The 25,227-nt window shown below is 60.1% G+C and carries 26 protein-coding genes; 16 read left to right on the forward strand and 10 right to left on the reverse strand.

All coding sequences use genetic code 11. The features are described from left to right. Window position 1: 1 nt before the first annotated feature. The 6 genes from ISG32_RS10630 (at window position 2) to ISG32_RS10655 (ending at window position 3,957) form a co-directional block, all read left to right on the forward strand. The gene (locus ISG32_RS10630) at window positions 2-781 is read left to right on the forward strand and encodes an AAA family ATPase (protein ID WP_194770958.1); all 780 of its coding nucleotides are present in this window, start codon (window positions 2-4) and stop codon (window positions 779-781) included. After that, window positions 778-1,638, forward strand: coding sequence for a hypothetical protein (locus ISG32_RS10635; protein ID WP_194770959.1), 861 nt, complete (start codon window positions 778-780; stop codon window positions 1,636-1,638). The genes ISG32_RS10630 and ISG32_RS10635 overlap by 4 nt, the downstream gene beginning before the upstream one ends. Beyond that, window positions 1,635-2,126, forward strand: a complete 492-nt coding sequence (locus ISG32_RS10640) for a regulatory protein GemA (protein WP_194770960.1) — start codon at window positions 1,635-1,637, stop codon at window positions 2,124-2,126. The genes ISG32_RS10635 and ISG32_RS10640 overlap by 4 nt, the downstream gene beginning before the upstream one ends. Further along, on the forward strand, window positions 2,123-2,593 hold the full coding sequence (locus tag ISG32_RS10645; protein WP_194770961.1) for a Mor transcription activator family protein: 471 nt from the start codon (window positions 2,123-2,125) through the stop codon (window positions 2,591-2,593). Before ISG32_RS10640 ends, ISG32_RS10645 begins: the two co-directional genes overlap by 4 nt. A 273-nt stretch (window positions 2,594-2,866) precedes the next feature. Beyond that, window positions 2,867-3,307 (forward strand): hypothetical protein, encoded by a 441-nt coding sequence (locus tag ISG32_RS10650; RefSeq protein ID WP_194770962.1) that lies wholly within the window; start codon window positions 2,867-2,869, stop codon window positions 3,305-3,307. Between the two features lie 173 nt (window positions 3,308-3,480). Then, window positions 3,481-3,957, forward strand: a complete 477-nt coding sequence (locus ISG32_RS10655) for a Mor transcription activator family protein (RefSeq protein WP_194770963.1) — start codon at window positions 3,481-3,483, stop codon at window positions 3,955-3,957. Window positions 3,958-4,334: 377 nt separating this feature from the next. On the opposite strand, the gene ISG32_RS10660 is transcribed toward ISG32_RS10655, so the two are convergent. After that, on the reverse strand, window positions 4,335-5,738 hold the full coding sequence (locus tag ISG32_RS10660; protein ID WP_228529710.1) for a site-specific DNA-methyltransferase: 1,404 nt from the start codon (window positions 5,736-5,738) through the stop codon (window positions 4,335-4,337). Window positions 5,739-5,961: 223 nt separating this feature from the next. On the opposite strand from ISG32_RS10660, the gene ISG32_RS10665 reads away from it, so the two are divergent. The 3 genes from ISG32_RS10665 to ISG32_RS10675 are packed head-to-tail and all read left to right on the forward strand — an operon-like array spanning window position 5,962 to window position 9,797. Further along, entirely contained in the window at window positions 5,962-7,989 is a 2,028-nt protein-coding gene (locus ISG32_RS10665; protein ID WP_194770964.1) for an AAA family ATPase, read from the forward strand. Beyond that, window positions 7,982-8,677 (forward strand): hypothetical protein, encoded by a 696-nt coding sequence (locus ISG32_RS10670; RefSeq protein WP_194770965.1) that lies wholly within the window; start codon window positions 7,982-7,984, stop codon window positions 8,675-8,677. Before ISG32_RS10665 ends, ISG32_RS10670 begins: the two co-directional genes overlap by 8 nt. Window position 8,678: 1 nt before the next feature. Continuing rightward, window positions 8,679-9,797, forward strand: coding sequence for a hypothetical protein (locus ISG32_RS10675; protein WP_194770966.1), 1,119 nt, complete (start codon window positions 8,679-8,681; stop codon window positions 9,795-9,797). 915 nt (window positions 9,798-10,712) lie between these two features. Here ISG32_RS10675 and ISG32_RS10680 read toward each other — a convergent pair. Beyond that, on the reverse strand, window positions 10,713-11,366 hold the full coding sequence (locus tag ISG32_RS10680) for a Crp/Fnr family transcriptional regulator (protein WP_194770967.1): 654 nt from the start codon (window positions 11,364-11,366) through the stop codon (window positions 10,713-10,715). A gap of 36 nt (window positions 11,367-11,402) precedes the next feature. Here ISG32_RS10680 and ISG32_RS10685 point away from each other — a divergent pair, with 36 nt between their 5' ends. Further along, a complete protein-coding gene (locus tag ISG32_RS10685) occupies window positions 11,403-12,137 on the forward strand; it encodes a hypothetical protein (protein WP_228529711.1) in 735 nt (244 codons plus the stop codon). A 125-nt stretch (window positions 12,138-12,262) separates the two neighbouring features. Here the strand turns inward: ISG32_RS10685 and ISG32_RS10690 are convergent, their stop codons facing one another. Then, window positions 12,263-12,676: a hypothetical protein gene (locus tag ISG32_RS10690; protein ID WP_194770968.1), complete on the reverse strand. Its 414-nt coding sequence runs from the start codon at window positions 12,674-12,676 to the stop codon at window positions 12,263-12,265. A gap of 302 nt (window positions 12,677-12,978) precedes the next feature. Between ISG32_RS10690 and ISG32_RS10695 the strand changes: the two genes are divergently transcribed. After that, on the forward strand, window positions 12,979-14,019 hold the full coding sequence (locus ISG32_RS10695) for a pirin family protein (RefSeq protein ID WP_194770969.1): 1,041 nt from the start codon (window positions 12,979-12,981) through the stop codon (window positions 14,017-14,019). 13 nt (window positions 14,020-14,032) lie between these two features. Here ISG32_RS10695 and ISG32_RS10700 read toward each other — a convergent pair whose 3' ends face one another. The 6 genes from ISG32_RS10700 to ISG32_RS10725 form a co-directional block, all read right to left on the reverse strand. Continuing rightward, entirely contained in the window at window positions 14,033-14,590 is a 558-nt protein-coding gene (locus ISG32_RS10700) for a peroxiredoxin (RefSeq protein ID WP_228529712.1), read from the reverse strand. A gap of 177 nt (window positions 14,591-14,767) precedes the next feature. Then, window positions 14,768-15,484 carry an ABC transporter ATP-binding protein gene (locus ISG32_RS10705; protein WP_194770971.1) on the reverse strand — a complete coding sequence of 239 codons (717 nt, stop codon included), beginning with the start codon at window positions 15,482-15,484 and terminating at the stop codon, window positions 14,768-14,770. After that, window positions 15,481-16,266, reverse strand: coding sequence for an ABC transporter ATP-binding protein (locus ISG32_RS10710; RefSeq protein WP_194770972.1), 786 nt, complete (start codon window positions 16,264-16,266; stop codon window positions 15,481-15,483). The genes ISG32_RS10705 and ISG32_RS10710 overlap by 4 nt, the downstream gene beginning before the upstream one ends. After that, window positions 16,263-17,510 carry a branched-chain amino acid ABC transporter permease gene (locus ISG32_RS10715; protein ID WP_194770973.1) on the reverse strand — a complete coding sequence of 416 codons (1,248 nt, stop codon included), beginning with the start codon at window positions 17,508-17,510 and terminating at the stop codon, window positions 16,263-16,265. Before ISG32_RS10715 ends, ISG32_RS10710 begins: the two co-directional genes overlap by 4 nt. Further along, complete coding sequence (locus ISG32_RS10720) at window positions 17,507-18,460, reverse strand: branched-chain amino acid ABC transporter permease (RefSeq protein ID WP_194770974.1); 954 nt, start codon at window positions 18,458-18,460, stop codon at window positions 17,507-17,509. Before ISG32_RS10720 ends, ISG32_RS10715 begins: the two co-directional genes overlap by 4 nt. 303 nt (window positions 18,461-18,763) lie before the next feature. After that, on the reverse strand, window positions 18,764-20,401 hold the full coding sequence (locus ISG32_RS10725; protein ID WP_194770975.1) for a 3-(methylthio)propionyl-CoA ligase: 1,638 nt from the start codon (window positions 20,399-20,401) through the stop codon (window positions 18,764-18,766). 178 nt (window positions 20,402-20,579) lie between these two features. On the opposite strand from ISG32_RS10725, the gene ISG32_RS10730 reads away from it, so the two are divergent. The 5 genes from ISG32_RS10730 to ISG32_RS10750 all read left to right on the forward strand — a co-directional run bounded on the left by ISG32_RS10730 (window position 20,580) and on the right by ISG32_RS10750 (window position 24,182). Beyond that, window positions 20,580-22,070 carry a protein adenylyltransferase SelO gene (locus ISG32_RS10730; protein WP_194770976.1) on the forward strand — a complete coding sequence of 497 codons (1,491 nt, stop codon included), beginning with the start codon at window positions 20,580-20,582 and terminating at the stop codon, window positions 22,068-22,070. Beyond that, window positions 22,067-22,477 (forward strand): peptide-methionine (R)-S-oxide reductase MsrB, encoded by a 411-nt coding sequence (gene msrB / locus ISG32_RS10735; RefSeq protein ID WP_194770977.1) that lies wholly within the window; start codon window positions 22,067-22,069, stop codon window positions 22,475-22,477. The genes ISG32_RS10730 and msrB overlap by 4 nt, the downstream gene beginning before the upstream one ends. A gap of 25 nt (window positions 22,478-22,502) precedes the next feature. Continuing rightward, window positions 22,503-23,069: a septation protein A gene (locus ISG32_RS10740; protein ID WP_194770978.1), complete on the forward strand. Its 567-nt coding sequence runs from the start codon at window positions 22,503-22,505 to the stop codon at window positions 23,067-23,069. A 20-nt stretch (window positions 23,070-23,089) separates the two neighbouring features. After that, window positions 23,090-23,329 (forward strand): BolA family protein, encoded by a 240-nt coding sequence (locus ISG32_RS10745; protein ID WP_228529713.1) that lies wholly within the window; start codon window positions 23,090-23,092, stop codon window positions 23,327-23,329. Window positions 23,330-23,396: 67 nt separating this feature from the next. Beyond that, entirely contained in the window at window positions 23,397-24,182 is a 786-nt protein-coding gene (locus tag ISG32_RS10750; RefSeq protein ID WP_194770979.1) for a peptidylprolyl isomerase, read from the forward strand. Window positions 24,183-24,297: 115 nt separating this feature from the next. Here ISG32_RS10750 and ISG32_RS10755 read toward each other — a convergent pair whose 3' ends face one another. Then, a complete protein-coding gene (locus tag ISG32_RS10755; protein WP_194770980.1) occupies window positions 24,298-25,068 on the reverse strand; it encodes a heparan-alpha-glucosaminide N-acetyltransferase in 771 nt (256 codons plus the stop codon). Between the last annotated feature and the right edge of the window lie 159 nt (window positions 25,069-25,227).

Raw genomic sequence — 25,227 nt, forward strand, 5'->3', positions numbered from 1 at the left:
TTTGAAGTTGACCGCCAAAACGAAAGTGATTCTAGGCATGAAACGCGAGTTTGTAAAAACAGAGAACTCAAAACGCCTGCGTGCGAATGTGGCATTGCAGCAAAACCGAGGCTCTCAGGAGTCGGGATGGATCGTTGTCTACGGACGACCAGGCGAAGGCAAAACCCGCACTTTGCATAACTGGGCATCTGAAAACGGTGCCTTGATGGTCACGGCCCAGGTGGACTGGACGGTGCGCCGCATGATGCTGGAGTTTGCGGACAAGCTCGGCATTGAGCCGACTACCGGATTCGAGCGCCGTATCGAGGATGTCATCGCAGCAGAAGAGATCCCGATCATCCTTGATGAGGCGGGATTCGCATTGCAACGCAGTGCGGCTTGCCTGGAACGACTTCGCGGGATCACCGACAAGACGTGCACGCTCGTGGTGATCGTGATGATGGAGCAAGACGTTCCGCGCCTGGCAAGACGCACGCAGATCAGTAGCCGTGCACGCTTGTGTGAGTTTCAGAAAAGCACGCTTGCTGATGTTGCTGCTGCCTGTGCCCAGCTCAGCGAGGTGGAGATCGCGCCGGCGCTCGTGCAGCGGATTTTCAAGGACACCGATGCGCGCATGCGCTTGGTGTTGAGTGCCATTCACGTCATTGAGGCGGTTGCGCACAAACTGGGCAAGGCACGCATCGAGTTCGAAGACGTGAAGAGCATGCAGCTTTGCGACGACTTCACTCGCTCCATCCGCGACGCCCGCAAGCGCCGCATTCAGACGGGAGCGCAATCGTGAACCCACTGCGTGAACGTGCATGGTGGCTCATTCGCCAGCGCCCGACCTTTACCCTGAATGACCTTCTCACCACCCTCTGCGATGGCTCGGAGAAGAATGCCTACACCAGCCTCATGAAATACGTGGGATTGCTGGAACGTGTGGGAGTCCTGGTGCGACTGAAACGCCGTGAACCGGGCACGTCCACACTCAGCCGTGGCCGTGTGATATGGCGCATGGTCCAGGACCTGGGCCGTTTAGCGCCCGTTGCCCGATACGCCGACACCATCATCTACGACCCGAACAGCAAGACGGAATTGACTGCTGAATTGCTGGCGGTGATGGTCTCCAAACAATCAGCTCTTCCCGAGAAGGCGCAGCGAATTCGCGACGCAAGGCAAGCTGTCGTGTCCGCGATCAATCAGATCAAGCTGAAAGAGCGCTGCTTTTCCAAAAGGGCGGTTATTCGCTTCCTGGAAGAAGCCCACGCGGGAAGGGTCTCGGCGGAGCTGGTGGCGCACCTTTCCATGGCGCTATCTCCCAATGGTGCACGGGTAACATCATCCGTTCCCGGTATTCCTTCGAGGCGGACCTTGGAACGTTGGGTTCGGTCAAAAGACCTCTCACCCAAGTCTCACACGCGAGACAGGGAGGTTGCACCCTGGATGCTGAAAGCCCTTCAAATCAGGCGCAGGATTCCTCATGCGACCTATACCGGAATACACGAACGTCTGGTCAAGGGTTGGAACTCAGAGTGGGGTGAACCCATAAGCCAATCTGCTCTTCGGCGGTTTTTGCGCAATCAACTGCAATCCGTTCCTCTGTCCAAAGCTAGACAGGCCGAGGCGCAAGCGATGTCGGGAGGACGCGTTCAATGACCTCTCCCAACATCACATCCAATGTGTCTGAACACGCAAGAGAGAATCGCCAGCGCGCTTCCAGAATTGCTGCCATCAAGGCCTCGCAGCGCCAGCTCGGCATGGACGATGGCACTTATCTGGCAATGCTGCTATCTCAAACAGGCAAAGCCAGCGCAACCGCACTGTCGCTGGGGGAACTCTCCATCGTTCTGGACTACTTGCGCCGCGCAGGTGCAGCCAACCCTCGCGATGGAGGACGCAAACGGCACGTACCCTCACCCGAGCGTGCGGCCTTGATGGGGAAGGTCCATGCTCTGCTGTCCGAGCTGGAGCAATGCACCGGAAGGACTCACACGCTGGCCTACGCTGACGCGATCTGCAAGCGCAATGGGTGGTGTGAACGTGTCGATTTCGCCAGTCCAGCGCTGCTGCACCGCCTGGTTGGAGCATTGAGCAGAACGCTGAGCAACCGGACGGGCAACAGCGCTGAAGGGGCCAAGCCATGAGCGCGGTTTTGTCCCGAAATATCGAGCCCGTGGAGGTTCAGGACTTCAGCGACTTCAGTCATCTGATGCCGGAGACTGCTCTGCTGCTTGTGCAATGCATGGAAATCGAAGCAACCGTTGCGCTGCTCAATGCATGGCCTGGCGTTGAGGTCAAGGTGCCTCGCTTTCCTAATGCCAATCCTGCTGGCGCAAGACGCTGGGCACAACTGGCCGCATTGGTTGGCGAGACCGCCATGCAAAAGCTGGCTGCCTTGTACGGTGGAACCGTATTGGAAATCCCTCTGTGCAGCCGCGTGCGTTTGGAGAAACGCAACCGCAACATTCGAAGCGAATTCGATCAACTCACGGCCAAGCCACCCACCGGCGAAGGCTTGAGTAAGGCGGAAGCTGTGCAGGAGATCGGCATGCGCCATGCGCCGATCTCGGTGCGGCTGATCGGCTCCATTCTCAGTGAAATCAACCGTTAAAAGGTGCAAACCATGAGTTACCACGGAACGCACACACACGCCTTGAACGCTTCCATCCTTTCGGAGGGATGCCGAGCCCTGGGAGCGTCATCGGCTGATCCCATTGAGCTTCATATGCGTGCCATGAACCATCTGAGCCGCTGCAAGCAAATGATGCTCGCGGACGAAACTCCATATCAGCAAATTCTCGAATCGCTGACAGCCGTCCATTCTGCTGTTGTAGCCCTCGCAAATATGCACATGCCTTCAGCGTCTTGAAATAGGGGAAGACAAATGAACTATCAAATTTCTGAAGAAGAACTCAACCGCCTGGAACGCCTCCAGGGCCAGTTGGATCTGATCGCAGGGTTGTGTGCAATGGCAGGCGAAGATTCCAGCCTCATCTCTGTCAAAGGACTGTTGGCGTTTCTTGATGAGCGCAGCAACGATCTGAAGCGCGTCTTGGAGGCCACCACAACACGTCAAGAATGCAACTTAGCTCAGAAGACCATGAAATACTGCGATTGGGTGTTCGCACTTCGTATTGCTGGCGGGGACACTCTGAGTATGCCCGGTGGAGCGGCGCAGAGCATTACTGACAAGCTCTCGAACGAGGCGACGGTGGACGAGGACATGTCTTCCGTCCTCAAAGAGTGGCGCTCAGTTTTGGCAAGAGCGAAGCTAACATCCAACAACCCAGAACAACGCCGTCGCAAAGCTGCCACGACGAAATAACAGGGCTATCCATTCTTATGAGGGCGCGCGTCATTGGACGTCAGCGCCCTTTGTTTTGGCTGGCCGGTAGAAAGACGGCTGCAGCCCCCACCTCTCAGGAGGGGGTATGCTGCCCCCTGCAAAAAAGCACCCGGCAAACGCACAGTTGAAGCTCCCAATAGCGTTTGCAAGACATGGAACAGTACAGCAGCGAGTATCTGGCTCAAGAGTTTTCCAGCCAAACGGACGTACTGTCTCCCGTCCTCCAGCAGTTGTTTGAAATCATAGGACTTTTGGATACATTCAAACTGGTGGAACGCTTCGGGGGCCTGCGGCTTTACATCCCCGGCAAGGCATCAGCTGATCACCCGATTGCACAAACTATCGGAGTGGAAAAAATGCAGTTGCTTTGCACTGAGTTTGCATATCATGGTCTTGGCATGCGGTTCACGTTACCACAAGCCAAAAACCTGTCGATCATCCTGAGAAACAGGAAAATTGTCTCGGAGTACGGACCCAAAACCGTGCGTGAGCTGGCAATGAAATACAGGCTCGGTGAGCGTCAGGTGGAGCGCATTGTGTCTTCGCACAATGTGCGCTCGGCATGCCAACAAGCGACCCGCAGTGAACAACCTGCAAATACCGCCCTAACAGCCCTGCCTTGGCGGTAAACAGTTTCTACGTCGCTATAGAGCCCCACGAGAGCCGCTACGTAGAGCTTTTCAGCTCATCGCATGCTGGAGGCGATCACCTGCATATTCCAACCTTTTACATCCACCCAGATCAGCGCATCTCAACCAGTCAGTCCAGTACAAGCGGTCCTCTTGAACTGGTTCTATCGGCCATGAACTGTCGTCCGGCGAAAGTTCGCGAACAGCAGGAACAGGCTGATCTGAGTCATTCTGAAAGAAGGTCTGAACGTCCGCTGCGTTCGTTACGAGAAATTCGATGGATTGTGCAGCCTATGCATTGCCATCATGAGGATTAGGTGTGTTTGAGTCGAGCTGCCTTGTCGGCCTCAGTAGGCTGCTTATTTGCTTGCAGCCCTTTAGCGGGCGAGCTCCACAATACACTCACGGAGGTGGTGACTTCCACCTTGCTGGGCACTTGCCCGCATCTTGCGCACCTCGTAGATCTGCGCCTTGTTGAAGCCAATTGCGCGACCAAGCTCAACCAGTACGGTCGGTACGTCGACTAGGATGCCAGCGTAGCGAGAGTCTCCAACAACCATCAGAACCTTGCCCCGGCTCGTAATGAGACGAAAAGACTCTTCAAGGACACGCTCGAGGTCCCGGAAATAGCCAAGCACCATCTCTGGGATGTTGGCGTCCCAAAGTTCGTCTCGCTTCTTGCGCAGTCCTTTCAATACGATCTGCAAGGTCGGGCTGATATTGAGCGGGCGCTCAGCAATTCGCTGGATTTGCACATGCGAATGCAGCGTCGAGCGACGCAGCTGCGCATTGTCCTGCGAGGACGAGAGATATCCGAGAGTCCAAAGCTCCACGTTGTAGATGTCGGTGTAGTCGAACGAGTTAGGATAGGGCGGCGAGAAGACGATCAGATCCGCCTCCCGCTCCAAGCGTCGCATCGCCAGCCGGGAGTCGCCATGCACGACGTCAATGCGCGCATCCGGGCGAGCGGCGAAGCGATGCACGTCCTCAAACACGGTTTTGAATTGGTCGTGGAAGCGGAAGTCGAGCCGCTCGCTGTTGGCCTGCGTCTCCTCCCAGCGACGTCGATAGCGTCGGCCCTTGCCATTGACATAGACGTTGCTGCACTCCACCAGGATCGCGCCCAGCGCGACGCGAAAGAGCCGCTGCACTGCTGGATCCTGAATCTGGCGAATGCACTTTAAGTACTGCGACAGACGTTCTCCGAAAGAGCGCGAAAAGATCCAGCGCTGCTTATCCTCGGACTCGATGAACGTCGCGGGAAGGTGTGCCAACACTTCCAAGTCAGCCTTCGTGCGTGCCAAGCCGTGACGAAAGCTTCGTGCGGCCTTGATCAGCGTCTCCTCCTTGCAGTGCGTGGTCTTGGCGCGGATGACGTCGGCCAAGAACGGGTTGACTTCGATCGTGGTCGCATCGATGCCCAGCAGTTGGCAGGTGATTCCGGTGGTTCCAGATCCCCCAAAAGGGTCAATTACGTGACTAGGCTGGAAACCCAACGTCTCGATGGCTGCGGTAACAAACGACGGCGAGAAGGCTTCCTTGAAGCGGAACCAGCGCTGAAAAGCGATGTTTTGAGCCGCCTGGTTCGTGGTCGCCGGCGGAGCATTCTGCGCCTCGGGTGTGCTCGTCCAGCCGCTATGCACATCCACGGTGAACGCAGGCGCGGCAGGAAAGTGCTGCTGCAGCGTGGATAAGTACCGGTCCGGTGGATTTCTCATGGAGCCGCAACTATACGCGAGGATGGCGTTATAAAAAATCACGCCATTAACATCGAGTGACATAAGCCCAACGCTCCTGTTCTGCTGGCTCAGATGTGTGTACGCTTGACTGCGAACTTGGTCACGAGGGCCTTCTGAAGTCGCGCTCAGCGAACGTTCGTGCGACCCGATGGTGGAACCTTGTGGAGGGACCCTAGAATGCACTCCACAAAATGACACACTAGGTGCAATTGGAGGTCCGTAGGACCAGAAACGCCATGTCGTAACAAGTACCGATGGAGGATGTGTGAGGACAAAGATCACGTTGCCGGTGATACGCCGGCTGGGTATCCGCAACTATTCGCTTTATCCCGGCGCCAACGGCCAAGGGCTCGACCTCGAGTTCCCTGCGGGCGTGACGGTGCTCGCGGGCATAAATGGGGTTGGCAAAACGACCTTGTTAAATCTGCTCATGCGGATGCTGCTGGGTCCCACCGAGCGCGGCAAGGGTGATCGCGATCTCGGCAGAGTCAGCCAGCGGGAGTTGGTAGTCGATCGCAACTTCTCCTTCTTCGCGGACCGCGTACCTGAAAAGCTTGACGACAACGCGACGGCCACGCTTGAATACTTAATCGGCGAGCGTGAGTACTCCGTGACACGGTACTTGAAGACAATGGCACTGAAGTCCCTCAAGCTCCGCGATCGAACGATTTCATCCATCACATCGGAGATCGACTTCGGCAAGGAGATGGCCAGACAAACCGGGCTGCCAACTCACTACGACTTTCACGTGGTAGTTCGGTTCCTGCAGTTCTTCACAGAGGAGCGTCAGCCGATTTTGTGGTCTGCGGCTACCCAGTACGAGTTCTTCAAAACATTGTTCCTGGATCCGACCTTGACGAAGGTGACCGACGATGCCTTCAGGGCAATTCATCGGATCGACTCTGACTATCGCAATCGTCGCAACCAGCTCAACCTTCGAATCAAGCGGCTCGAAGAAGCCAAGGCCAAAACACCAGTGGCGGCTGATCTTGCCGTACTGCAGGCGCAGATTGCAGCAGCCAAGGTGAGCAGCGATGAAGCCGGGATTAAGTACCGTGAAGAGCAGGAGATTGTTGATGGGCTGCAGCTTCGCGCGCGTGAACTCGATAACAAGCTCAACCTGTTAGAGGGAACGCTCGCGGACCTAGAAGATGAGCTGGAGAATGCGGACGCTGCATTCGTCGCCCAGGCACTCCCATCTCTCGAAGACAAAGCGAAGTTCTTGATGGCAGGGCTAAGTTCAGGGCAAGGATGTTTCGTCTGCGGAAATCGCCATAAGGGGCAGCTTGAGACCGTCCAGAAGCAGCTCAAGGGTGGTCAGTGTTTCGTCTGTGAGCACCCGATTGCGGGCCGCGGCACAGGAGCTAAGGTGCGGCCTTTGGCCGCCGCTCAAGTGCGCTCTTTAGAGCAGCGAATCAACGGGTTGATAGCACAGACCACGCAGGCGGAATCGGAGCGCGACGAGCTGTACCGTAAGCTCTCCACAAAGCTTAAGACGCTGAGTGCCGCAGCTGCACTCAAATCTCAAACAGCGACCAACCTTGCTACGCTTCAGGCGAGGCTACCAGCCTTTGAAGACGCCTCAAGCACGCTGGAAGCCGAGCTAGCCGCGGAAGAAATTGCACTCGAAGTCCTAAGCGACGATCGCAAGAAGCTCGCCGATAGCTATCGCGAGCAAATCAGGCGGGGTCGTGTCGAGATCGAGGGTTTCAAGGAGACGCTGCGCACAACCTTCACCAGCTATGCGGAAGCATTCCTTCAAGAGAAGGTTGATGTCAGCTTTGGCGCACAAGATAAGGTGATGATCGCTACCGGAGCGGGGCAGGTGGGAATGCCGGCCTTCTCCATTGCAATGACATCGAGTACGCACCAGGCCCCCAAAGAACGCTTACGCAGCGACAACGTCTCCGAGTCGCAGAAGGAGTTCCTAGACCTGGCGTTTCGGGTCACTCTGCTGGACATGGCTTGTGCCGATGGCTCAAAGAGCTTGGTCATCGAGACCCCGGAAGCAAGCTTGGACAGCTGGTTCATGCTTCGCGCTGCAGAGTTAATGCGGCAGTTCGCGCCGGCCGATCAACCGCCGGTGCGCAACCTGATCGCCACCTCCAACCTCAATGGTACGGACATGATCCCAGCCCTGTTGGGGCAGTTGGACAAGAACGGCAAGGTAAGACGCAAGACCAACGGCGCGAACCTAGTCGATCTGATGAAACTAACGGCAAGTTCCAATACGCTAAAAGAAGGGGCTGCGCGGGTCAAGCTGGAACAGGAGCTCAGGAGGGTAAATGGCTAGGATCTCGCAAGTCATCCCCAAAGGCGAGCGCGAGAAGCTTCAGTTCTCGCGCTGGGTGCTGCTCATCATCAATGCCGCTGAAGCTGCCGGCATCGGCCAGCTTTCACGAAAGCAGTTACATTTGCTGCTATTCCTATCGTTTGCATCCTGCCGCTTCTACGGTATTGCGCCGCTGCGTCAGCGAGCTCGGCGCACTGAACAAGGGCCGTACTACCGAGCCGCCCACATCGCGCTCGGAGGGTTGGTTTTGTCGGGGCTGGTGGAGGCCTCGGAATTCTCGTCACACAGCTCTCCTGAGCACCTTCAATTCGAAGGCCACTTCGGCGCAACCGTGCCAGGGCTGGAGGTCGGTCGCATCCTTCGCAGCACGCACAGAGGCGAGGCGCTGTACGCATTCCTGTTGGACCTCTGCTTGGGCGTGGTTGAGGGTGCGTGGCACGATGATCGAGCGCATGAGCGCAGTGAACGCCAGGGCCTAGATCGGGCGTTTGAGCAGGACCTGACTTACCGGGCAGCGCTCAAGCGGCCGGGCAAAGCGCTGTTCGTCGAAGAGAATCCTGACGACCAAGCAACGCCTACCGTGGCAGGGCTTCGCAAAATCCGTCAGTTCTTAGACACCAAAATTTCGGCCAACCGGCGCGACGTGTTGACGGTCTATCAGCGGCTGCTCATGAAAAAGGCGGCGTGATATGGTCAATCAACAGCTCATCAACCCTCAAGATGTGGCCGACGCGGTGTCTGACCTGTCCCTGGTCTCAGGCACGCCGCAGGAACGATTCTTCCAATCGCTAGTGGATTATTTCATCCAGTGGTCTGCAGCCAACGCCCCATCCATCATCGCAGGCCAGGTAAAAAATAGCCAGGCCCTGCTGGTCATCTATTCGGAATCTCCGAGGCTTGAGCCTAGGCTTCCTGCCGAGCTGTGCAAAAACCCGGAGGACGTGTTCCCCAGCCTGTACACGCTCGACGATGGTGTCGCTGTGGCCAACGTGAGCTTGGCGGAGGTCTATCAGCACGTGCCCAGTTTCTCGAAGGGGGCGAGCGATGCAATGAAGTTCATACGCAGCCACCTGAGTGCGGATCAGACGTTTGCTTTGCTGATGATGGGTCAGAACAGAGTGCTCGTACACGATCAAGGCGTGCCAATCGATGAGTGGATAAAGGTGCCCAGAGAGATCAAGGTCCAACTGATCGATGGATCAGCAATCACCCCAGAATTGATTGAGCAGCAGCTAGACGAGTTCCACAGCGAAGCAATGGCGACACATCGCGGCACCATTGCAAGGCTCATGTGGAAAATCGAAGAAGAGCCGACGCTGTCGATACTTGGTGAGAGGCCAGAGCTGCATGTGCAGTCGGGGCTAGTCACCTACTTTCGTGGGCTCTATCGGCAGAAGGTGGCCAACATAGACGAGGAAATTTCGCTCACCGAGGGACGTGTCGATGTGCGAGTCTGCCGCTTCGACAAATTCAAAGAACGGTTCTTCACCATGATTGAGCTAAAGGTGCTCGACCCTCGCAGCAGCGATACCAAAAACCTAGATTGGGCGCGCAAAGGCATCCAGCAAGCACATGACTACAAGAAGACCGTGCAGACGGACTCCGCGTTTGCCTGCATCTTCGACGCCCGACGCGATCAGTCCGTCCTGATGCCCGACTTGCAGACCGACGCCGACGAAAAAGGTGTGGTTCTGAAACTGCATTCGATGGCCGTCCCTCCGCCGAGAAAGGCAAAGAAGGCCAAGCCTGCTCCATCCAACGCGACGCCCAAGCGCGCCAAGACCGCTAAGGCACCAAAAAAAGTGTAGTTCTTAGCTTTGTTGAAAATCACGGCAATGGAGCCAGAAATGACAGGCAAATGCGCAGTACACGCGAGAATGCAAGCAGGAGGCTGTACGGCAGATGCGGTAGCGGTCATTCAATGGCGAAAGTGGCCAAGGTGCAGGACATCCCCAAGACAAGCTTAGGCAACAGCGTGCGCTTGGAAACAAGGACAGACAACCGTTTTAAACGGCTAGTGGAAGGCCAATAAATCAACCGGCAGGATCTTCAAACAGGTCTTCCTCGTTGGAGTACTCATATCCACTCGCCACAGTAGCGAAATTGGAGACTCGACGACCTCACGCACCATTGCCTAGACATCAAACGACTGCTTGGCGCCAAACGATGTATGTAGGTTCGATGACGACCGCCGACCGCAATCGGTGCAAAAAACGACGTCAGCTTGGAGAAAGACAGTTTAGGCTCGCCTCCGTTTTTGTCTGTTCGGATGGTTTTGCTCGGTCCTAGCTGTCGATGTCTTTAGAGCGCGTATTGCGGCGCAGCAGGAGGATGCTCGACCTCTATACCTCTCAACCACTTCACATCAAGCCGAGCATTGGCGCAAGGGCGAGCAGTGTTCTGGTTATCGGTTGAGACAATTAAATTGCAAATCCGTGCCAAATAGCGTGCAACCGTACACATTTTGGCCGTTTTGCCCCCTCTAGCGGCTCATTCCGACTCAAACCGTCCGGTCACGCCAAAACCACCTGTCCACCGCTGAGACCCGCATAAACACTAGGCCCGCGTGGAGTTACACACACCCAGAGGTAGTGCCAATACGAGTAGTCCCCCATTGCCGCGCGCTTTGGCGCTCACCAAGATACGCCAATGTGAGTTCACGGCCACGAGCTGTGATTCTTCGCGCAGCACTTGCGGCTCGCAAAAAAGTACCGTCCGTCCAGTCACCTCTTGGCGATGCGGCGTAGCGCGGCGATGTCGAGCAGCTCGATGGTTCCATAACGCAGCTGAATCAACCGCTGCTGCGACCATGCTTGCAATTGGCGGTTGACGGTCTGGCGTGCGCTGCCCAACTGGGCGGCAAGCATCTCCTGCGAAATGCGCAATGCGCCCTGCTCCTCTCCGCCCATTGCTGAAAGCGACAGCAACCGCGAGGCAAGCCGCACATTGAAGGGGTGCAGGCTCGCGTCCTCAATCCACGCGACAGCAGCGCGGAATCGACTGCACGAAAGGCGCATCACCGCCAGCATGGCGGCGGGGTCAGAATTCACTATCTGCCAAAAATCCTGAGCAGCGAGAACCGCCACCTCCGACGGCTCCACGGCTTCCGCATAGAAGGCTCTGGCGCCTTCGTCCAACAGCGGAATCTCGCCAAACCAGTGACCCGGAGGCAAAAAACTGGCAAAGAATTGCCGCCCCTCCTCCGACAGAATGGACACCTGCAACCGTCCGGTCAGCACCACAAACATGGCCCTGGGTGCAGAGCCCAGTCCAAACAGCTGTTCGCCTTTCGAGAGCAGTCGGCGAGAAGACGCTGCCAAAAATTGGCGCGCCACGTTTGCAGGCAGATTGCCCATGGGCTCGGGATAGGTGGTCATGCGCCAAACGCCATAAAGTGACAGTCTCGAATCTTAATGAAGTCCAAGATTCGGGAATCGCCTCACTCATTCGATGCTTTCATGTACGTTGGACACTTCGCCATTGGCTTGGCACTCAAGGCCAAATTCCCCAAGATCCCCTCATTGCCCCTGCTGATGGGCGTGGGCTTTCTGGACGTTCTGGACGGTCTTTTCATCGTCGCGGGCTTCAACACCGTCACGCCGAACCTGCGGGCGGGTCCCTATCTTTTCTTTGACCTTACCTTCATCGACTGGGACCATTCGCTGCTGGCGGCGCTGTTCTGGTCTGCGGTCTGGGGCGCGCTGTTCATCAAGGACAAACGTGTTGCCGCCTTGGCGTTTGTCGCAGCTTTCTCCCACTTCGTTGCGGACCGGCCCATGCACAACAATGACCTGGCTCTGTTTCCCTATGCACAACAGCACTTTGGTCTGGGTGCATGGGGAAAACTGGGCACGCTTTCGTGGGTGCTGGAAGGTCTGTTCGCCGCAGCGCTGATGGCCTATGCGTATCGCACGACTCTGCGCCGTGGAGTCAACTGGGGATGGACGCTCGCCGTCATGTTGGTTCTTTTCTTCAACCTCTCCCCGTGGCTGTCGCCCATGAAGCACATCGCCACGCTCGGTGAGCCCACAATCCACCTACTGCATGGCGTGATGGTCACGGCTGGTTTCGTCCTTCCCGGTCTGCTGTTGACCTGGATAGTCAATCGTGCGGAATCTCGCGCGCGACTGCAGCACTCCAGCCAGTGACGGTCCGGGGCCGGCAGGAGACATCGCAGCCCTTTCACCGGCTCCGAGGGCGGCAAGCGCCTCCATCGCCGCTCCCTTGAAAATGACCCGATCGAGTCGACGGGCGGCGATGTGGACTCCCATCCTCAGCGATGCACCCCGGTCACCCTTCCGCGCTCCGTGTCAACATACCGCGCGGGCGCACCCTCCGGAAAAACGAACTGCTTCGCCGGTCCGTTCGCGTTGCTGTATTCGTCCACCCGAAGCAACTGCCAGCGTCTGGCAAGCAGCGAGCAGTTCATGAACTGGCTCTCCGACATGCCGATGTAGGGATGAACGAGAAAATCGCTGCCGCATTGCTTTTGCAACTTTTCCAGCGGTTGCCGCAGCTCCATGGGCGCGGGCGGGACGCCATCCGTCTGCTTCTGCATTCTGGTCTGTGCCTCCAGCGAGCGGATCTGTGCCTCCCAGGATCGAGCCAGGTCTTCGCCGCTCACTTCCGAGCTGGCGGGTGCACCAGCCAGCACGCCCAGAAGCATCCAAACGGACTTGATCAGCACAGGTTGACTCCTTGCAAACATTGCACCGACTCGCCTATCAGGCTCGGCTCGGCTCGGCGCTGCGCGCGTCAGCGCGGACGTCTCGGCACTCCATTGGTTTTCACAATGTATACCCAAGCTCTACTGGATTTCAAAAAATTCAAAACATAATCTATCAACCACACCAACGGGCGCCGGAGTCGTATTCTGGCGAACTCCTCCGTACCTGACACGGGCCGCGGATCAGCGTGGAGACACGCCGAAGCCGAAGCAGGAACCGGAGCCGCGCGCCCCGCACATTCACTGACCGAGAAGGAGTCATCATGACTGGATTGATCTTGAAGGCCGAACGACTGTCCCGCCCGTTCATGGGGGTGGATCCGTTTCTGTTCTGTGCCTATCACGTGGACCACTATCCGCACAGTGACGGGCATCTGGGAATCGATCCGCAGCGGCTCGCGGACCGCCCCCTTGGCAATGACTTCAGCAATCTGCACGGCTACAGCATGTACTACGGCAACTCGGTGCCGGGCTTTCCGATGCATCCGCACCGGGGGTTCGAGACCGTGACCATCGTGCGCAGCGGCTTCGTGGACCATGCCGATTCGATGGGCGCACGCGGGCGCTACGGCATGGGCGACGTGCAATGGCTGACGACTGGCGCGGGCGTGCAGCATGCGGAGATGTTCTCGCTGCTCGACGACCAGCGTGACAACCCACTGGAGCTGTTCCAGATCTGGCTGAACCTGCCCGCACGCAGCAAGTTCGCGCAGCCCGCCTACAAGATGCTCTGGTCCGAGGAGATTCCGTTCTACCGCCACCAAGGCGCCGAGGTGATGATCGTCGCGGGCGCCTATGCGCCGGTGGACGGCAGTGCGCCACTGGTGCCCAAGACCCCGCCACCCGACAGCTGGGGCGCGCAGCCCGAGGCCGATCTGGTGATCTGGCTGTTGCGGCTGGAGCCCGGCGCCCACATCGAGCTGCCCGCCGCTCGGCTGCCGGGCAATCTGCGCACGCTCTATGTGTATGACGGCGATGGCCTGCAGGTCGGTGACGAGGCCGTGGGCGGGCAGATCGTCGTCAACGTGGATGCCGCGCAGCAACTGCCGCTGCGCAACGCCGGAAGCCAGCGCGTGCAGATCCTGCTGATGCAGGGCATGCCGCTCAACGAGCCCGTCGCTGCGGGCGGCCCCTTCGTGATGAACACCGAGGCGGAGCTGCATCAGGCGCGCGTGGACTACGGCCGCACGCATTTCGGCGGCTGGCCCTGGGACAGCCGCGCGCCCACCTTCGGCAACAGCCCCCAGCGCTTCGCGCAATACGCGGGCAGCCCGGAACTGGACTACCCGCCAGCGGCCAAATAAGACTCGGCGCTTTCTACCGAGCCTTGCCGCCCAGCGTCTTCACGGCGGCCAGCGTCTTCTCGACATGCGCGGTCGGGTCGCTGCCCTCGTGGGTGAAGACGACCTTGCCGTCCTGACCGATCACGTAGGAAATGCGATCCGCCATGTTCGGCCGCGCCGCATGCGTGGCGTCGTAGGCGCGGATGGTCTTGGCATCGGGGTCGGATGCAACCGCGAACTGGTCTCGGCAGGCCTCGGTCGAGAATTTCTTGAGCGTGTCGATGTCGTCGTGCGAGATCCCCACCACGGTCGCTCCCAACTGATTGAACTGCGGCGTGGCTTCGGCGAATGCATGCGCCTCGAGCGTGCAGCCCTGCGTGAAGGCCTTGGGGAAGAAGTACAGCACGACCGGGCCCTTCTTGAGCGCGGCGCTGATGTCAAAGTTGAAGGACTTGCCCGCGAGCGCGGCGGGCGTGGTGAACGCGGGCGCGGCATCGCCAGGCTTGAGCGCGGCATGGGCGTGCATCGAGAGCGCGCCAAGGACCAGCACACTGGCCGAGAGGGTTCGACGAATGCAGCTAAATGTGGACATGGGCGTAGGCATAGGTCTGGACTCCAGGTCTTCGGATGGGCAAGGAATGCCCGACGTGGCAAACGGGCACCGATGAGCTCAATTTACCTGACATCGCCACGCGCTGCAGCAGCGGATTCCATGGCCCTCAGCGGGAGTTGCGCATCACGCATTTTTGAACGCCCAAGATGCCCTGATTCAAACTTCCAGCCAATCGCGGCGCACGTCGGCATCTTTCTGCAACTGCTGCGCCGTCCCTTCAAACACGATCCCCCCCGCCCCCATGACGGCCACGCGGTCCGCGATGTCGAGTGCCATGCCGAGCTTCTGCTCGATCAGCAGCACGCCGATGCCATGCGCTTTCAGCGCAAGCAGATGCTGCGCGACCTGCTGCGCGATCATCGGCGCGAGACCTTCGGTGGGCTCGTCAATGATGATGAGCTGCGGGTTGCCCATGAGCGTGCGGCACAGCGTGAGCATCTGTTGCTCTCCGCCTGAAAGCACGCCTGCGGGCACGTCGCGGCGCACGTACAGCGAGGGGAACATCGCGAACATGTCGGACATGCGCCAGGCCCGCTCGCTCGAATTTTTACTTCGGTGCTTCTGCTCGCCCAGCATCAGGTTCTGCGCAACGGTCAACGTGGGAAACACATCGCGATTCTCGGGCACGTATCCGATGCCTGCCTGCGCGATTTCAAAGGTCTTGAGACCGGCCAGACTGCGCCCCTGCCAGCGCATGTCGCCGCGCCATTCAACCAGTCCCATGATGGCCTTGGCGAGCGTCGAGCGACCCGAGCCGTTGCGACCGAGCAGCGCGACGATCTCTCCGGCGCGCACCTCGAGGTTGACGCCATCCAGCACATGGCGCATGCCGTACATCGCGTGAAGACGCGTGATCTGCAGTGCGGCGTTCATGGCAACGCGACCTCCTCGAGAGGCACGCCCAGATAGGCCTCTTGCACCCGCGCATTGGCGCGGACGTTCTCGGGCGTGTCGAAGGCGATGAGCTCGCCTTGCGCGAGCACGGCGATGCGGTCCGCGAGGCCGAAGACCACGCTCATGTCGTGCTCGACGGTGAGCAGCGTGCGCCCCTCGGTGACGGTGCGGATCAGCGCGATGAAGCGCTCGGTCTCGCTGCGGCTCATGCCGGCGGTGGGCTCATCCAGCAGGATCACGCGGGCGCCACCCGCGATGGTGATGCCGATCTCCAGCACACGCTGTTCGGCATAGCTGAGCTGTGATGCGAGCACCGATGCCCTGTCCGTCAGGCCCAGCATCTCCAGCAGCTCGTGCGTGCGTTCATTGGCATCGCGCGCCTTGGCGAGCAGACGCCAGAACGCGTAGCGATAACCCATGTTCCAAAGCACGCTGCAGCGCAGGTTGTCAAACACGCTCATGTTGGAAAACAGGTTGCTGACCTGAAAGCTGCGTGCGAGGCCGAGGCGGTTGATCTCGAACGGACGTTTCGAGGTGATGTCGACCCCGTTCAGCAAAACCTCGCCGGACGTCGCCTGGGTGCAGCCGCTGATCAGATTGAACAATGTGGACTTGCCCGCGCCGTTCGGCCCGATGAAGGCCACGCGTTCGCCTTGGCGGATGGTGAGGCTGACGTCGCGGATGATCTCGGTACTGCCAAAACGCTTGTGCAGATGGCGCAATTCGAGCGCGTGCAGCGCATGGGAGGGCTTGGCGTTCATGGCCTTTTCCTCTCGATGTCGAGCGCGAATTTCCCGGTCGCCATGCCCGTCAGCAACGGCAGGAACATCACGAACCAATCGACGACGTTGTGCACATCGACCGTGCGCCCGAGGTAACGCAGCGTCGAGTCGATGTCGCCATCCTGCTGCGCGTGGTAGATCATCTCGATCAGACCGCCAGCACCGTAGAGCGCGAGCAGGCCGCAGAAACCGAGGCCCACCACCAGCCCCCAACGGCAGCGCAAGCCCCCGTTGCGCCACACGCGAATGGACGACGCGATCATGCCCGCCACACCGCCCGGCGCGAACATCACCATCAGCACGAACGTCAGCCCCAGATACAGCAGCCACGCCTTGGTGAGGTGCGACAGCAGCACGGTCGACAGCACCATGAGCACCGCGCCGATCACCGGCCCGAAGAAGAAGCCCGCGCCACCCAGAAAAGTGAACAGCAGGTAGGCGGCCGACCGCGCCATGCCGAGGCTGTCCGCACCAGTGACGATCTCCAGATGGATGGCCATGAGCGCACCGCCAATGCCCGCAAAAAAGCCCGAGGCGATGAACGCCAGATGCCGCACGCGCTGCGGGTCGTAGCCCACGAATTCGGCACGTACCGGGTTGTCGCGCACGGCGTTGAGCATGCGGCCAAGAGGGGTCTGGGTGAACAGATACATCGCCAGCGTGCAGAGCAGGCAGTACGCCGCGATCAGCCAGTAGACCTGAATCGCCGGGCCGAAGCTGACGCCGAAAAACGGCGCGCCGTAGACCCGGTTGATCGCGATGCCGCCCTCGCCGCCGAAGACCTCGGGGAACATCAGCGCCACCGCCGCCATCAGCTCGCCGATGCCGAGCGTGATCATCGCAAACGTCGTGCCCGCGCGCCGCGTGCAGAGAAAGCCTAGCACCGTCGCCACGAGCATGCCCGCGAGACCACCAACCAACGGCATCAACACCAGCGGAACGGGAACCGGCAGCGCGCCGCGCGAAGCCCATTGGATCGCATGCACCGCCGCGAACGCGCCCATGCCGGAATACACCGCGTGGCCAAAGCTCAGCATGCCGCCCTGCCCGAACAGCAGGTTGTACGAGAGGCACAGAATGATGGCGCAGTCGATCTGCGAGAGCACGCTGATCGCGAGGCTGCTGGTGAAGACCAGCGGCGCGATCAGCAGCACGGCGGCCAACAGCGCGAACGCGATGCGCGTGGCCCGGGGAACAATCGCGGTCTGCAAGCTGCCCGTCATCCCTCGCGCGCTCCGAGCAGACCACGCGGGCGCAGCGCGAGCATCAGCACCAGCAGCAGAAACGGCAGAATCGGCGCGATCTGCGCGACGCTCAGGCGCATCAGCGACGATGCGGCCTGCTCGGCGCTCACCGCCCAACCCAGCACGCCAAGCAGCTGCGCGAGCGACAGGTTGATGCCGACCGCCAGCGTCTGCACCACGCCGATCAGCAGCGAGGCGATGAACGCGCCGGTCAGCGACCCCAGCCCGCCCACGATCACCACCACAAAGATGATGGAGCCCACCGAAGCGGCCATGCCCGGCTCGGTCACATAGGTGTTGCCGCCGATCACGCCCGCGAGCCCCGCAAGCGCGCAGCCCGCACCGAACACCAGCATGAACACGCGCGGCACGTTGTGCCCCAGCGACTCGACCATCTGCGGATGCGTGAGCGCCGCCTGGATCACAAAGCCGATGCGCGTGCGCTTGAACATGATCCACAGCCCCAGCAGCATCAGCACCGCCACCAGCATGATGAAGGCCCGTGACCTGGGGAACTGCGTGCCGTACAGGCTGAACAGCGGCCCCTGCAGCACCTGCGGCAACTCGTACGAAACGACGGAGCGCCCCCAGACAAGCTGCACGATCTCCAGCACCAGATACGACAGGCCAAAGGTTACCAGCAGTTCCGCCACGTGGCCCGAGGCATGCACGCGGCGCAGCACAAAACGCTCGAACGCCGCGCCCATCAGCCCGACCAGCGCAGGGGCCAGCACCAGCGCGGGCCAGAAGCCGATCACGCCAGACAGCGAATACCCGAGATACGCCCCCAGCATGTAGAAGCTCGCATGCGCGAAGTTCAGCACCCCCAGCATGCTGAAGATCAGCGTGAGCCCCGCGCTCAGCATGAACAGCAGCAGGCCGTAGCTGATGCCGTTCAAAAGCGAGATGGCGAGAAGCTCGATGCTCATTGGACAGTGGGTTGATTCAAAACCGGCACTCTAAATGAAGTTGGCGCACGTTCCGCAAAGAACGCGCGCCAGAAAACTGAAATCGCAAACCGACGGGCCGGGCACCCAAGCAGCGGGCCTTGGAAGCGCGCAGGACTCTCGATCCTTCACCCCAACGCCGAGAGATGGCTTGAGACGAGGCGTCGCCGACGCAGACAGTACTCTCGTACGGCAAGGAGGCGCAACGAAGGATCAAGCCATCTGTCGGCGCCTCCACACGACCCACCATCGAAGCCAAAGGCTTCGCAACCCCCATTCAATGACTCAGAGCCCAGGAAGCTTGTAGTCTTTCAACTCTTCGCGCAGCTTGGTCTTGAGCATCTTGCCTGTGGCGCCCAGCGGAATCGCCTCGACAAACACCACATCGTCAGGAATCTGCCACTTGGCCGTCTTGCCTTCGTAGAACTTGAGCAGTTCCTCGCGCGTCAGTTCCTTGCCGGGCTTGAGCGCGACGGCGACGATCGGGCGCTCGTCCCACTTGGGGTGCGGCATGCCGATGCAGGCCGCCATCGCGACCGAGGGGTGCGCCATGGCGATGTTCTCGATGTCGATGGAGCTGATCCATTCGCCACCGGACTTGATCACGTCCTTGGTGCGGTCGGTGATGTGCATGAATCCATCGGGGTCGATGGTGGCCACGTCGCCCGTGGGGAACCAGCCCCGGCCCTGCGCGTCCTGCACCAGCGGATTGCTGCCCTTGTAGTAGCTCTGCAGCACCCAGTGGCCGCGCGCCATCAGATCGCCGTAGCTCTTGCCATCCCACGGCTGCTCGTTGCCCTCGGCGTTGACGATCTTGAGATCGACGCCGCAGAACGCGCGGCCCTGCTTCTGCAGCAGCTTCATCTGCTCGTCCTTGGGCAGATTCAGGTGCTTGTTCTTCAAGGTGCTGAGCGATCCCAGCGGGCTCATCTCGGTCATGCCCCAGGCATGCAGCACGGTCACGCCGTACTGGTCCTGGAAGGCATCGATCATCGCGGGCGGGCATGCCGAACCGCCGATGATGGTGCGCTTGAGCGAGTGGAACTTCAGTCCGTTGGCCGCCACGTGGTTGAGCAGCATCTGCCAGACCGTGGGCACGCCCGCGGCCATGGTGACACCCTCGGCCTCGATGAGTTCATAGACCGACTTGCCATCGAGAGCGGGGCCTGGGAACACCACCTTCGCGCCGGTGAGCGCCGCCATGTAGGGCGTGCCCCATGCGTTCACATGGAACATCGGCACGACGGGCAGCACGGCGTCGCGCGCGGAGATGCACATCACGTCCGGCAGCGCGGCGGCGAAGGCGTGCAGCACCGTCGAGCGATGACTGTAGAGCGCGCCCTTGGGGTTGCCCGTGGTGCCGCTGGTGTAGCAGAGGCTGGAGGCCGTGTTCTCGTCGAAGTCGGGCCAGTCATATTGATCGGACTGCGCACCGATCCAGGCCTCGTAGCTCACGAGATTGGGGATGCCGCTGTCCGCCGGCAGCTTGTCCGCATCGCACAGCGCGATCCACTTCTTCACCGTGGGGCAATGCGCGTGCACCGCCTGGATGATGGGCAGAAAGCTCATGTCGAAGCACAGCAGCTGGTCTTCGGCATGGTTGACGATCCAGGCGATCTGCTCGGGATGCAGACGCGGGTTGATGGTGTGCAGCACGCGCTGCGAACCGCTCACGCCGTAGTACAGCTCCATGTGGCGGTAGCCGTTCCAGGCCAGCGTCGCGACGCGCTCGCTCGCGGCCACGCCTTGCGCGCCGAGCGCGTTGGCGATCTGCCGGGCGCGTCGGGCAAGGTCGCGGTAGGTATAGCGATGGATGTCCCCTTCCACGCGACGCGACACGATCTCCGCGTCACCGTGGTGCCGCTCGGCAAACTGAATCAGGGACGAAATCAACAACGGTTGGCTCTGCATTAAGCCCAGCATGCTTTTGGCTCCTTCATCTTCACGAGAATCGTGATGGTTTGACTGCTTGACATCGTAGCGATGATTCCAGCGTGCACTTACGTTTTCCTGTCACTTTTGCTCAAAACAGATTGCTGCACCGCAGCATCGAATGTCCAGCCGTCTGACGGGACTTGGATTTCAGACGGACAATCGATCCATGACCCCTGAAACCGCCACCTCATCGACGTCCCAATCCCTTTTCAAGACTGCGGATTTCGCCGGATTGGGCACGCAGTTCTTCACCGCGCTGCAGCCCACGCCGCTGCCCGACCCACATTGGGTGGCGCGCAATCCCGCCGTCGCGCGGCTGGCAGGCATCGATCCCCAATGGCTCGAGACCGACGAGGCGCTGCAGGTGCTCGTCGGCAATGCGGTGCTGCCGGGCACTCAGCCCATCGCCACGGTCTACAGCGGTCACCAGTTCGGTGTCTGGGCCGGACAGCTTGGCGACGGGCGGGCGATTCTTCTGGGCGAGACCGACAACGGCGAGGAAATCCAGCTCAAGGGCGCGGGCCGCACCCCCTACTCCCGCATGGGTGATGGCCGCGCCGTGCTGCGCTCGTCGATCCGCGAATATCTCTGCAGCGAAGCCATGCACGGTCTCGGCATACCCACCACGCGGGCGATGGCGCTCATCGGATCCCCCGCGCCGGTCTACCGCGAGCAACCAGAGACTGCCGCCGTGGTGACCCGCGTGTCGCCAAGCTTCATCCGTTTCGGGCATTTCGAGCATTTCTCGTCGCGCAAGGACACGCATTCGCTGCGCCAGCTGGCCGATCACGTCATCGACCACTTCTACCCCGAGTGCCGCACCGGCGGAGCATTCGACAACAACGCCTATGCCAACCTGCTGCAGACGGTGAGCGAACGCACGGCCGTCCTGCTCGCCCAGTGGCAGGCGGTGGGCTTCTGCCACGGCGTGATGAACACCGACAACATGAGCATCCTGGGCCTGACCATCGACTACGGTCCTTTCCAGTTTCTCGATGCCTACGTGCCCGGCCACATCTGCAACCACAGCGACAGTCAGGGCCGCTACGCGTTCGACCAGCAGCCAAGCGTCGCCTACTGGAACCTGCTGTGCCTCGCCCAGGCGCTGCTGCAGCTGGTGGGCGAGGTCGAGACCGCACGTGCGGCCGTCGCCAGCTATCCCGAGGTGTTCGGCCACGAGTTCAAGCTGCGCATGGCGGCCAAGCTCGGCCTGCCCGCCGCCGCCACGCGCTCGCCCGAGTTCGTCGAGCTGCTGCAGTCGCTTCTGAACCTGATGGCGCAGGATGCGGTGGACTACACGATCTTCTGGCGTCGCCTGTCGCTGGTGGCAAACCGGCAGGCCGACAACGAAACCCTGCGCGACATCGTCCTGCAGCGCGAGGTGCTGGATGCCTGGCTGGTGCGCTGGCGTGAACTTCTCGCCACCCACGGTGATCCCAAGGCACAGGCGGACATGCTCACGGTCAACCCGCGCTTCGTGCTGCGCAACCACGTGGGCGAGATCGCGATACGCGCGGCGACGCAAGGGGATTTCTCCACAGTGAATACACTTCAGGACATCCTGACGTCGCCGTTTGACGAACACCCCGGGCAGGACAGCTTTGCGGATTTCCCGCCGGACTGGGCCTCCCACATTTCCATCAGTTGCTCTTCATGACATACAGCATTGAAAAAACTGACGCCGACTGGCAGCAGACCCTGCGCGACAAGGGCGCGGAACCGCGCGCCTTCGAAGTCACGCGCCACGCCGCCACCGAGCGTCCGTTCACCGGCAAGTACGAAGCCTTCTGGGACGACGGCAGCTATCACTGCATCTGCTGTGGCAACAAGCTGTTCGACTCGTTCACCAAGTTCGACGCGGGCTGCGGCTGGCCAAGCTTCTCGCAAGCCGTTCCCGGCTCCATCAAGGAAATCGTCGACCACAGCCACGGCATGGTCCGCACCGAGACCGTGTGCGCCCAATGCGGCTCCCACCTAGGGCACGTGTTCCCCGACGGCCCCGCGCCCACCGGCCTGCGCTACTGCATGAACTCGGCTTCGCTGGATTTCGATCCGCAGAAATGACGCCAGAAACCCAAACGACGACCCCATGAAACTGCTGCTCGACTTCTTCCCCATCATCCTGTTCTTTGTCGCGTACAAGGTCTGGGGAATCTACGTGGCCACCGGCGTCGCGATCGCCGCCACCGTGGTGCAACTGGCCTACATGCGCATCAAGACCGGCAAGACCGAACCCATGCAATGGGTCAGCCTCGCCATCATCGTGGTGTTCGGCGGCGCGACGCTGCTTGCGCACAACGAGAACTTCATCAAGTGGAAGCCCACGGTGCTCTACTGGGTGATGGGCGCGGTGCTGCTGATCGGCCAGCTGGTGTTCAACAAGAACTTCATCCGCACGCTGATGGGCACACAGATCCAGCTGCCCGATCCCGTCTGGAAAAACCTCAACTGGGGCTGGACCGGCTTCTTCGCGGTGATGGGCGCCATCAACCTCTGGGTGGCCTTCAACTTCGACACCGACACCTGGGTCAACTTCAAGCTGTTCGGAGGCATGGGTCTGATGATCGTCTTCGTGATCGCGCAGGCCATCTACCTGAGCCGCCACGTGAAGGAAGACACCCCGGATCCCACTCCCGCCAAGGATGCCAAGCCATGATGGATGTGACAGCAGGCAACATGCAGGAACTTCTGCAACGCACCCTGAATCCCACGCAGCTTGAAGTGATCGACGAAAGCGGACTGCATGCAGGGCATGTGGGTGCCAACGGCACCGGTTTCGGAACGCACTTCCGGGTACGCATCGCGTCACCGATGTTTGAAGGCAAGTCGCGGGTGGCCAGGCATAGGCTTGTGTATGATTCGCTGCAGGCTTTCATCGACAACGGTGCGCACGCCATTGCGATAGAAATTCTTTGAATGCGTCGGCGCATGCCGACCGCAGAACGAGAGTTCTGCACATAAATCTCCTTTTTTTGGATTTCCAATGAAGAAAAAGCTCATGTCCGGCCTCGTGGCCGCCGCGTTGCTGGGCACCGTGGTTCTGCCAGCGTCCGCACAGAACCTCGCCATCGTCAACGGCAAGCCGGTTCCTTCGGCCCGTGCCGATGCCCTGAAGCAGCAAGTGGAGCGCTCGGGTCGCCCGATCACCCCTGAAGTCGAAGGTCAGATCAAGGAAGAAGTGATCGCTCGCGAAATCTTCATGCAGGAAGCCAAGAAGCGCGGCCTGGAAGGCTCCGCCGAGTACAAGAACCAGCTCGAGCTGGCTCGCCAGACCATCCTGATCCGCGAACTCTTCGCCGACTACCAGAAGAACAACCCCGTCACCGACGCCGAAATCCAGGCCGAATACGACAAGTTCGTGGCCTCAAACTCCGGCAAGGAATACAAGGCCAGCCACATCTTGGTCGAAACCGAAGACCAGGCAAAGAACATCATCGCCCAGATCAACAAGGGTGCGAAGTTCGAAGAAATCGCCAAGAAGGAATCCAAGGATCCCGGATCCGGTGCCCGCGGTGGCGACCTCGACTGGGCCAACCCCAGCAACTACGTGGCCGAGTTCACCGAAGCGCTGGTCAAGCTCAAGAAGGGTGACATGACCGCCGTGCCGGTCAAGAGCCAGTTCGGCTACCACATCATCCGTCTGGATGACACCCGCGACGCGCAGCTGCCCAAGCTCGAGGAAGTCAAGCCACAGATCTCCCAGCAACTGCAGCAGCAGAAGCTGGCGAAGTTCCAGGAAGACCTCCGCTCCAAGGCCAAGGTTCAGTAATTCCACTGAATCGGCGGCAGGCATCGCAGGCCATCACGCCTGCGATGCCCGCCCAAAAACAGAACAGCCCGGTCCATGCCGGGCTGTTCTGTTTTTGATGTGTCTTGTCCTTGATTCAGCGCCGCGTCAGCCAGACCACGGCGGACAGCATCCCGAGCAGGATCGGCTGGTGCAGCAGGTAGTAGCTCAAGCTCCAGCGCCCCATCAACGCAAGCCATCCCGTTCCAGCGGGCACGCTTCTGGTCAGCCAGTCGCGATGAGCGCGCTGCAGCCATTGCCCCGCCGCCATGCCCCACCACATCACCCCAAGCCACGGGAAGATCGGCACATAGTCCTCGGTGAACGGCTTTTGCGTGATCCAGCCCAGCCAGTTCAAAGAACGGCCATTCATCAGCGCGGCCCAGCCCTCCCCCATCCCGCTCAGCCACGACTGCGCAGCCCATGGCGAGAGCACCGCCAGCAGCCCGGCGAACCACAGCCAGCGCCCCCACGACGACGTGCACCGCACGATCAGCAGCATGACCGCGATCCCGTGAAGCACGCCGAAATAGATGTAGCTCTGCGGAAACACCAGATACGACCCCACGCTCACCAGCAGTGCGGCCAGGACGATCTGCAGCCAGCGCCTGAAGAAGCGAGCCCAGCTCTGCCCCTGCGCCCACGCAATCGACTGACCAAGGCCCGCGCAGAACAGAAACAGGCTCACGATGAGCACGCGCTGGTTTGTCCAGAACGGATCGACCAGAAAGTTCTGCCGCCACAGGCCGAGGTGGGACAAGTCGAAGCAGAAGTGAAAGACCGTCATCCAGACCATGGCCACGCCACGCAGCGCGTCCACGATGTCGTATCTGGGCAAACGCGCACGGGCAGTCGATGATTCGGTCATGCCTTCGATTATCCGCAAGCCGACCCAGCTTTGCCGACTCGAGAAACCGCTTGCAAGCATCCCATTGCACCCCGGGGATTTCACCGATCCGCCAAGTCCTCCGAGCAATTGACACGAGTCAATCGATACGAGACATTCGAGGCCTGTCATAGATTTTTT

Origin of the sequence: Diaphorobacter caeni (assembly GCF_015354245.1) — a bacterium.
GTDB classification, from domain to species: Bacteria; Pseudomonadota; Gammaproteobacteria; order Burkholderiales; family Burkholderiaceae_C; genus Diaphorobacter_A; species Diaphorobacter_A caeni.

What these genes read in the sequence shown, in the direction of transcription:
- ISG32_RS10710 (WP_194770972.1), bottom strand. Translation starts at nt 16,266, where the DNA reads ATGAACGCCAAGCCCTCCCATGCGCTGCACGCGCTCGAATTGCGCCAT.
- ISG32_RS10655 (WP_194770963.1), top strand. Translation starts at nt 3,481, where the DNA reads ATGGAACAGTACAGCAGCGAGTATCTGGCTCAAGAGTTTTCCAGCCAA.
- ISG32_RS10680 (WP_194770967.1), bottom strand. Translation starts at nt 11,366, where the DNA reads ATGACCACCTATCCCGAGCCCATGGGCAATCTGCCTGCAAACGTGGCG.
- ISG32_RS10700 (WP_228529712.1), bottom strand. Translation starts at nt 14,590, where the DNA reads ATGTCCACATTTAGCTGCATTCGTCGAACCCTCTCGGCCAGTGTGCTG.
- ISG32_RS10705 (WP_194770971.1), bottom strand. Translation starts at nt 15,484, where the DNA reads ATGAACGCCGCACTGCAGATCACGCGTCTTCACGCGATGTACGGCATG.
- ISG32_RS10715 (WP_194770973.1), bottom strand. Translation starts at nt 17,510, where the DNA reads ATGACGGGCAGCTTGCAGACCGCGATTGTTCCCCGGGCCACGCGCATC.
- ISG32_RS10740 (WP_194770978.1), top strand. Translation starts at nt 22,503, where the DNA reads ATGAAACTGCTGCTCGACTTCTTCCCCATCATCCTGTTCTTTGTCGCG.
- ISG32_RS10660 (WP_228529710.1), bottom strand. Translation starts at nt 5,738, where the DNA reads ATGTCACTCGATGTTAATGGCGTGATTTTTTATAACGCCATCCTCGCG.
- ISG32_RS10730 (WP_194770976.1), top strand. Translation starts at nt 20,580, where the DNA reads ATGACCCCTGAAACCGCCACCTCATCGACGTCCCAATCCCTTTTCAAG.
- ISG32_RS10750 (WP_194770979.1), top strand. Translation starts at nt 23,397, where the DNA reads ATGAAGAAAAAGCTCATGTCCGGCCTCGTGGCCGCCGCGTTGCTGGGC.
- ISG32_RS10755 (WP_194770980.1), bottom strand. Translation starts at nt 25,068, where the DNA reads ATGACCGAATCATCGACTGCCCGTGCGCGTTTGCCCAGATACGACATC.
- ISG32_RS10650 (WP_194770962.1), top strand. Translation starts at nt 2,867, where the DNA reads ATGAACTATCAAATTTCTGAAGAAGAACTCAACCGCCTGGAACGCCTC.
- ISG32_RS10695 (WP_194770969.1), top strand. Translation starts at nt 12,979, where the DNA reads ATGACTGGATTGATCTTGAAGGCCGAACGACTGTCCCGCCCGTTCATG.
- ISG32_RS10640 (WP_194770960.1), top strand. Translation starts at nt 1,635, where the DNA reads ATGACCTCTCCCAACATCACATCCAATGTGTCTGAACACGCAAGAGAG.
- msrB (WP_194770977.1), top strand. Translation starts at nt 22,067, where the DNA reads ATGACATACAGCATTGAAAAAACTGACGCCGACTGGCAGCAGACCCTG.
- ISG32_RS10645 (WP_194770961.1), top strand. Translation starts at nt 2,123, where the DNA reads ATGAGCGCGGTTTTGTCCCGAAATATCGAGCCCGTGGAGGTTCAGGAC.
- ISG32_RS10675 (WP_194770966.1), top strand. Translation starts at nt 8,679, where the DNA reads ATGGTCAATCAACAGCTCATCAACCCTCAAGATGTGGCCGACGCGGTG.
- ISG32_RS10745 (WP_228529713.1), top strand. Translation starts at nt 23,090, where the DNA reads ATGCAGGAACTTCTGCAACGCACCCTGAATCCCACGCAGCTTGAAGTG.
- ISG32_RS10670 (WP_194770965.1), top strand. Translation starts at nt 7,982, where the DNA reads ATGGCTAGGATCTCGCAAGTCATCCCCAAAGGCGAGCGCGAGAAGCTT.
- ISG32_RS10685 (WP_228529711.1), top strand. Translation starts at nt 11,403, where the DNA reads ATGAAGTCCAAGATTCGGGAATCGCCTCACTCATTCGATGCTTTCATG.
- ISG32_RS10725 (WP_194770975.1), bottom strand. Translation starts at nt 20,401, where the DNA reads ATGCTGGGCTTAATGCAGAGCCAACCGTTGTTGATTTCGTCCCTGATT.
- ISG32_RS10720 (WP_194770974.1), bottom strand. Translation starts at nt 18,460, where the DNA reads ATGAGCATCGAGCTTCTCGCCATCTCGCTTTTGAACGGCATCAGCTAC.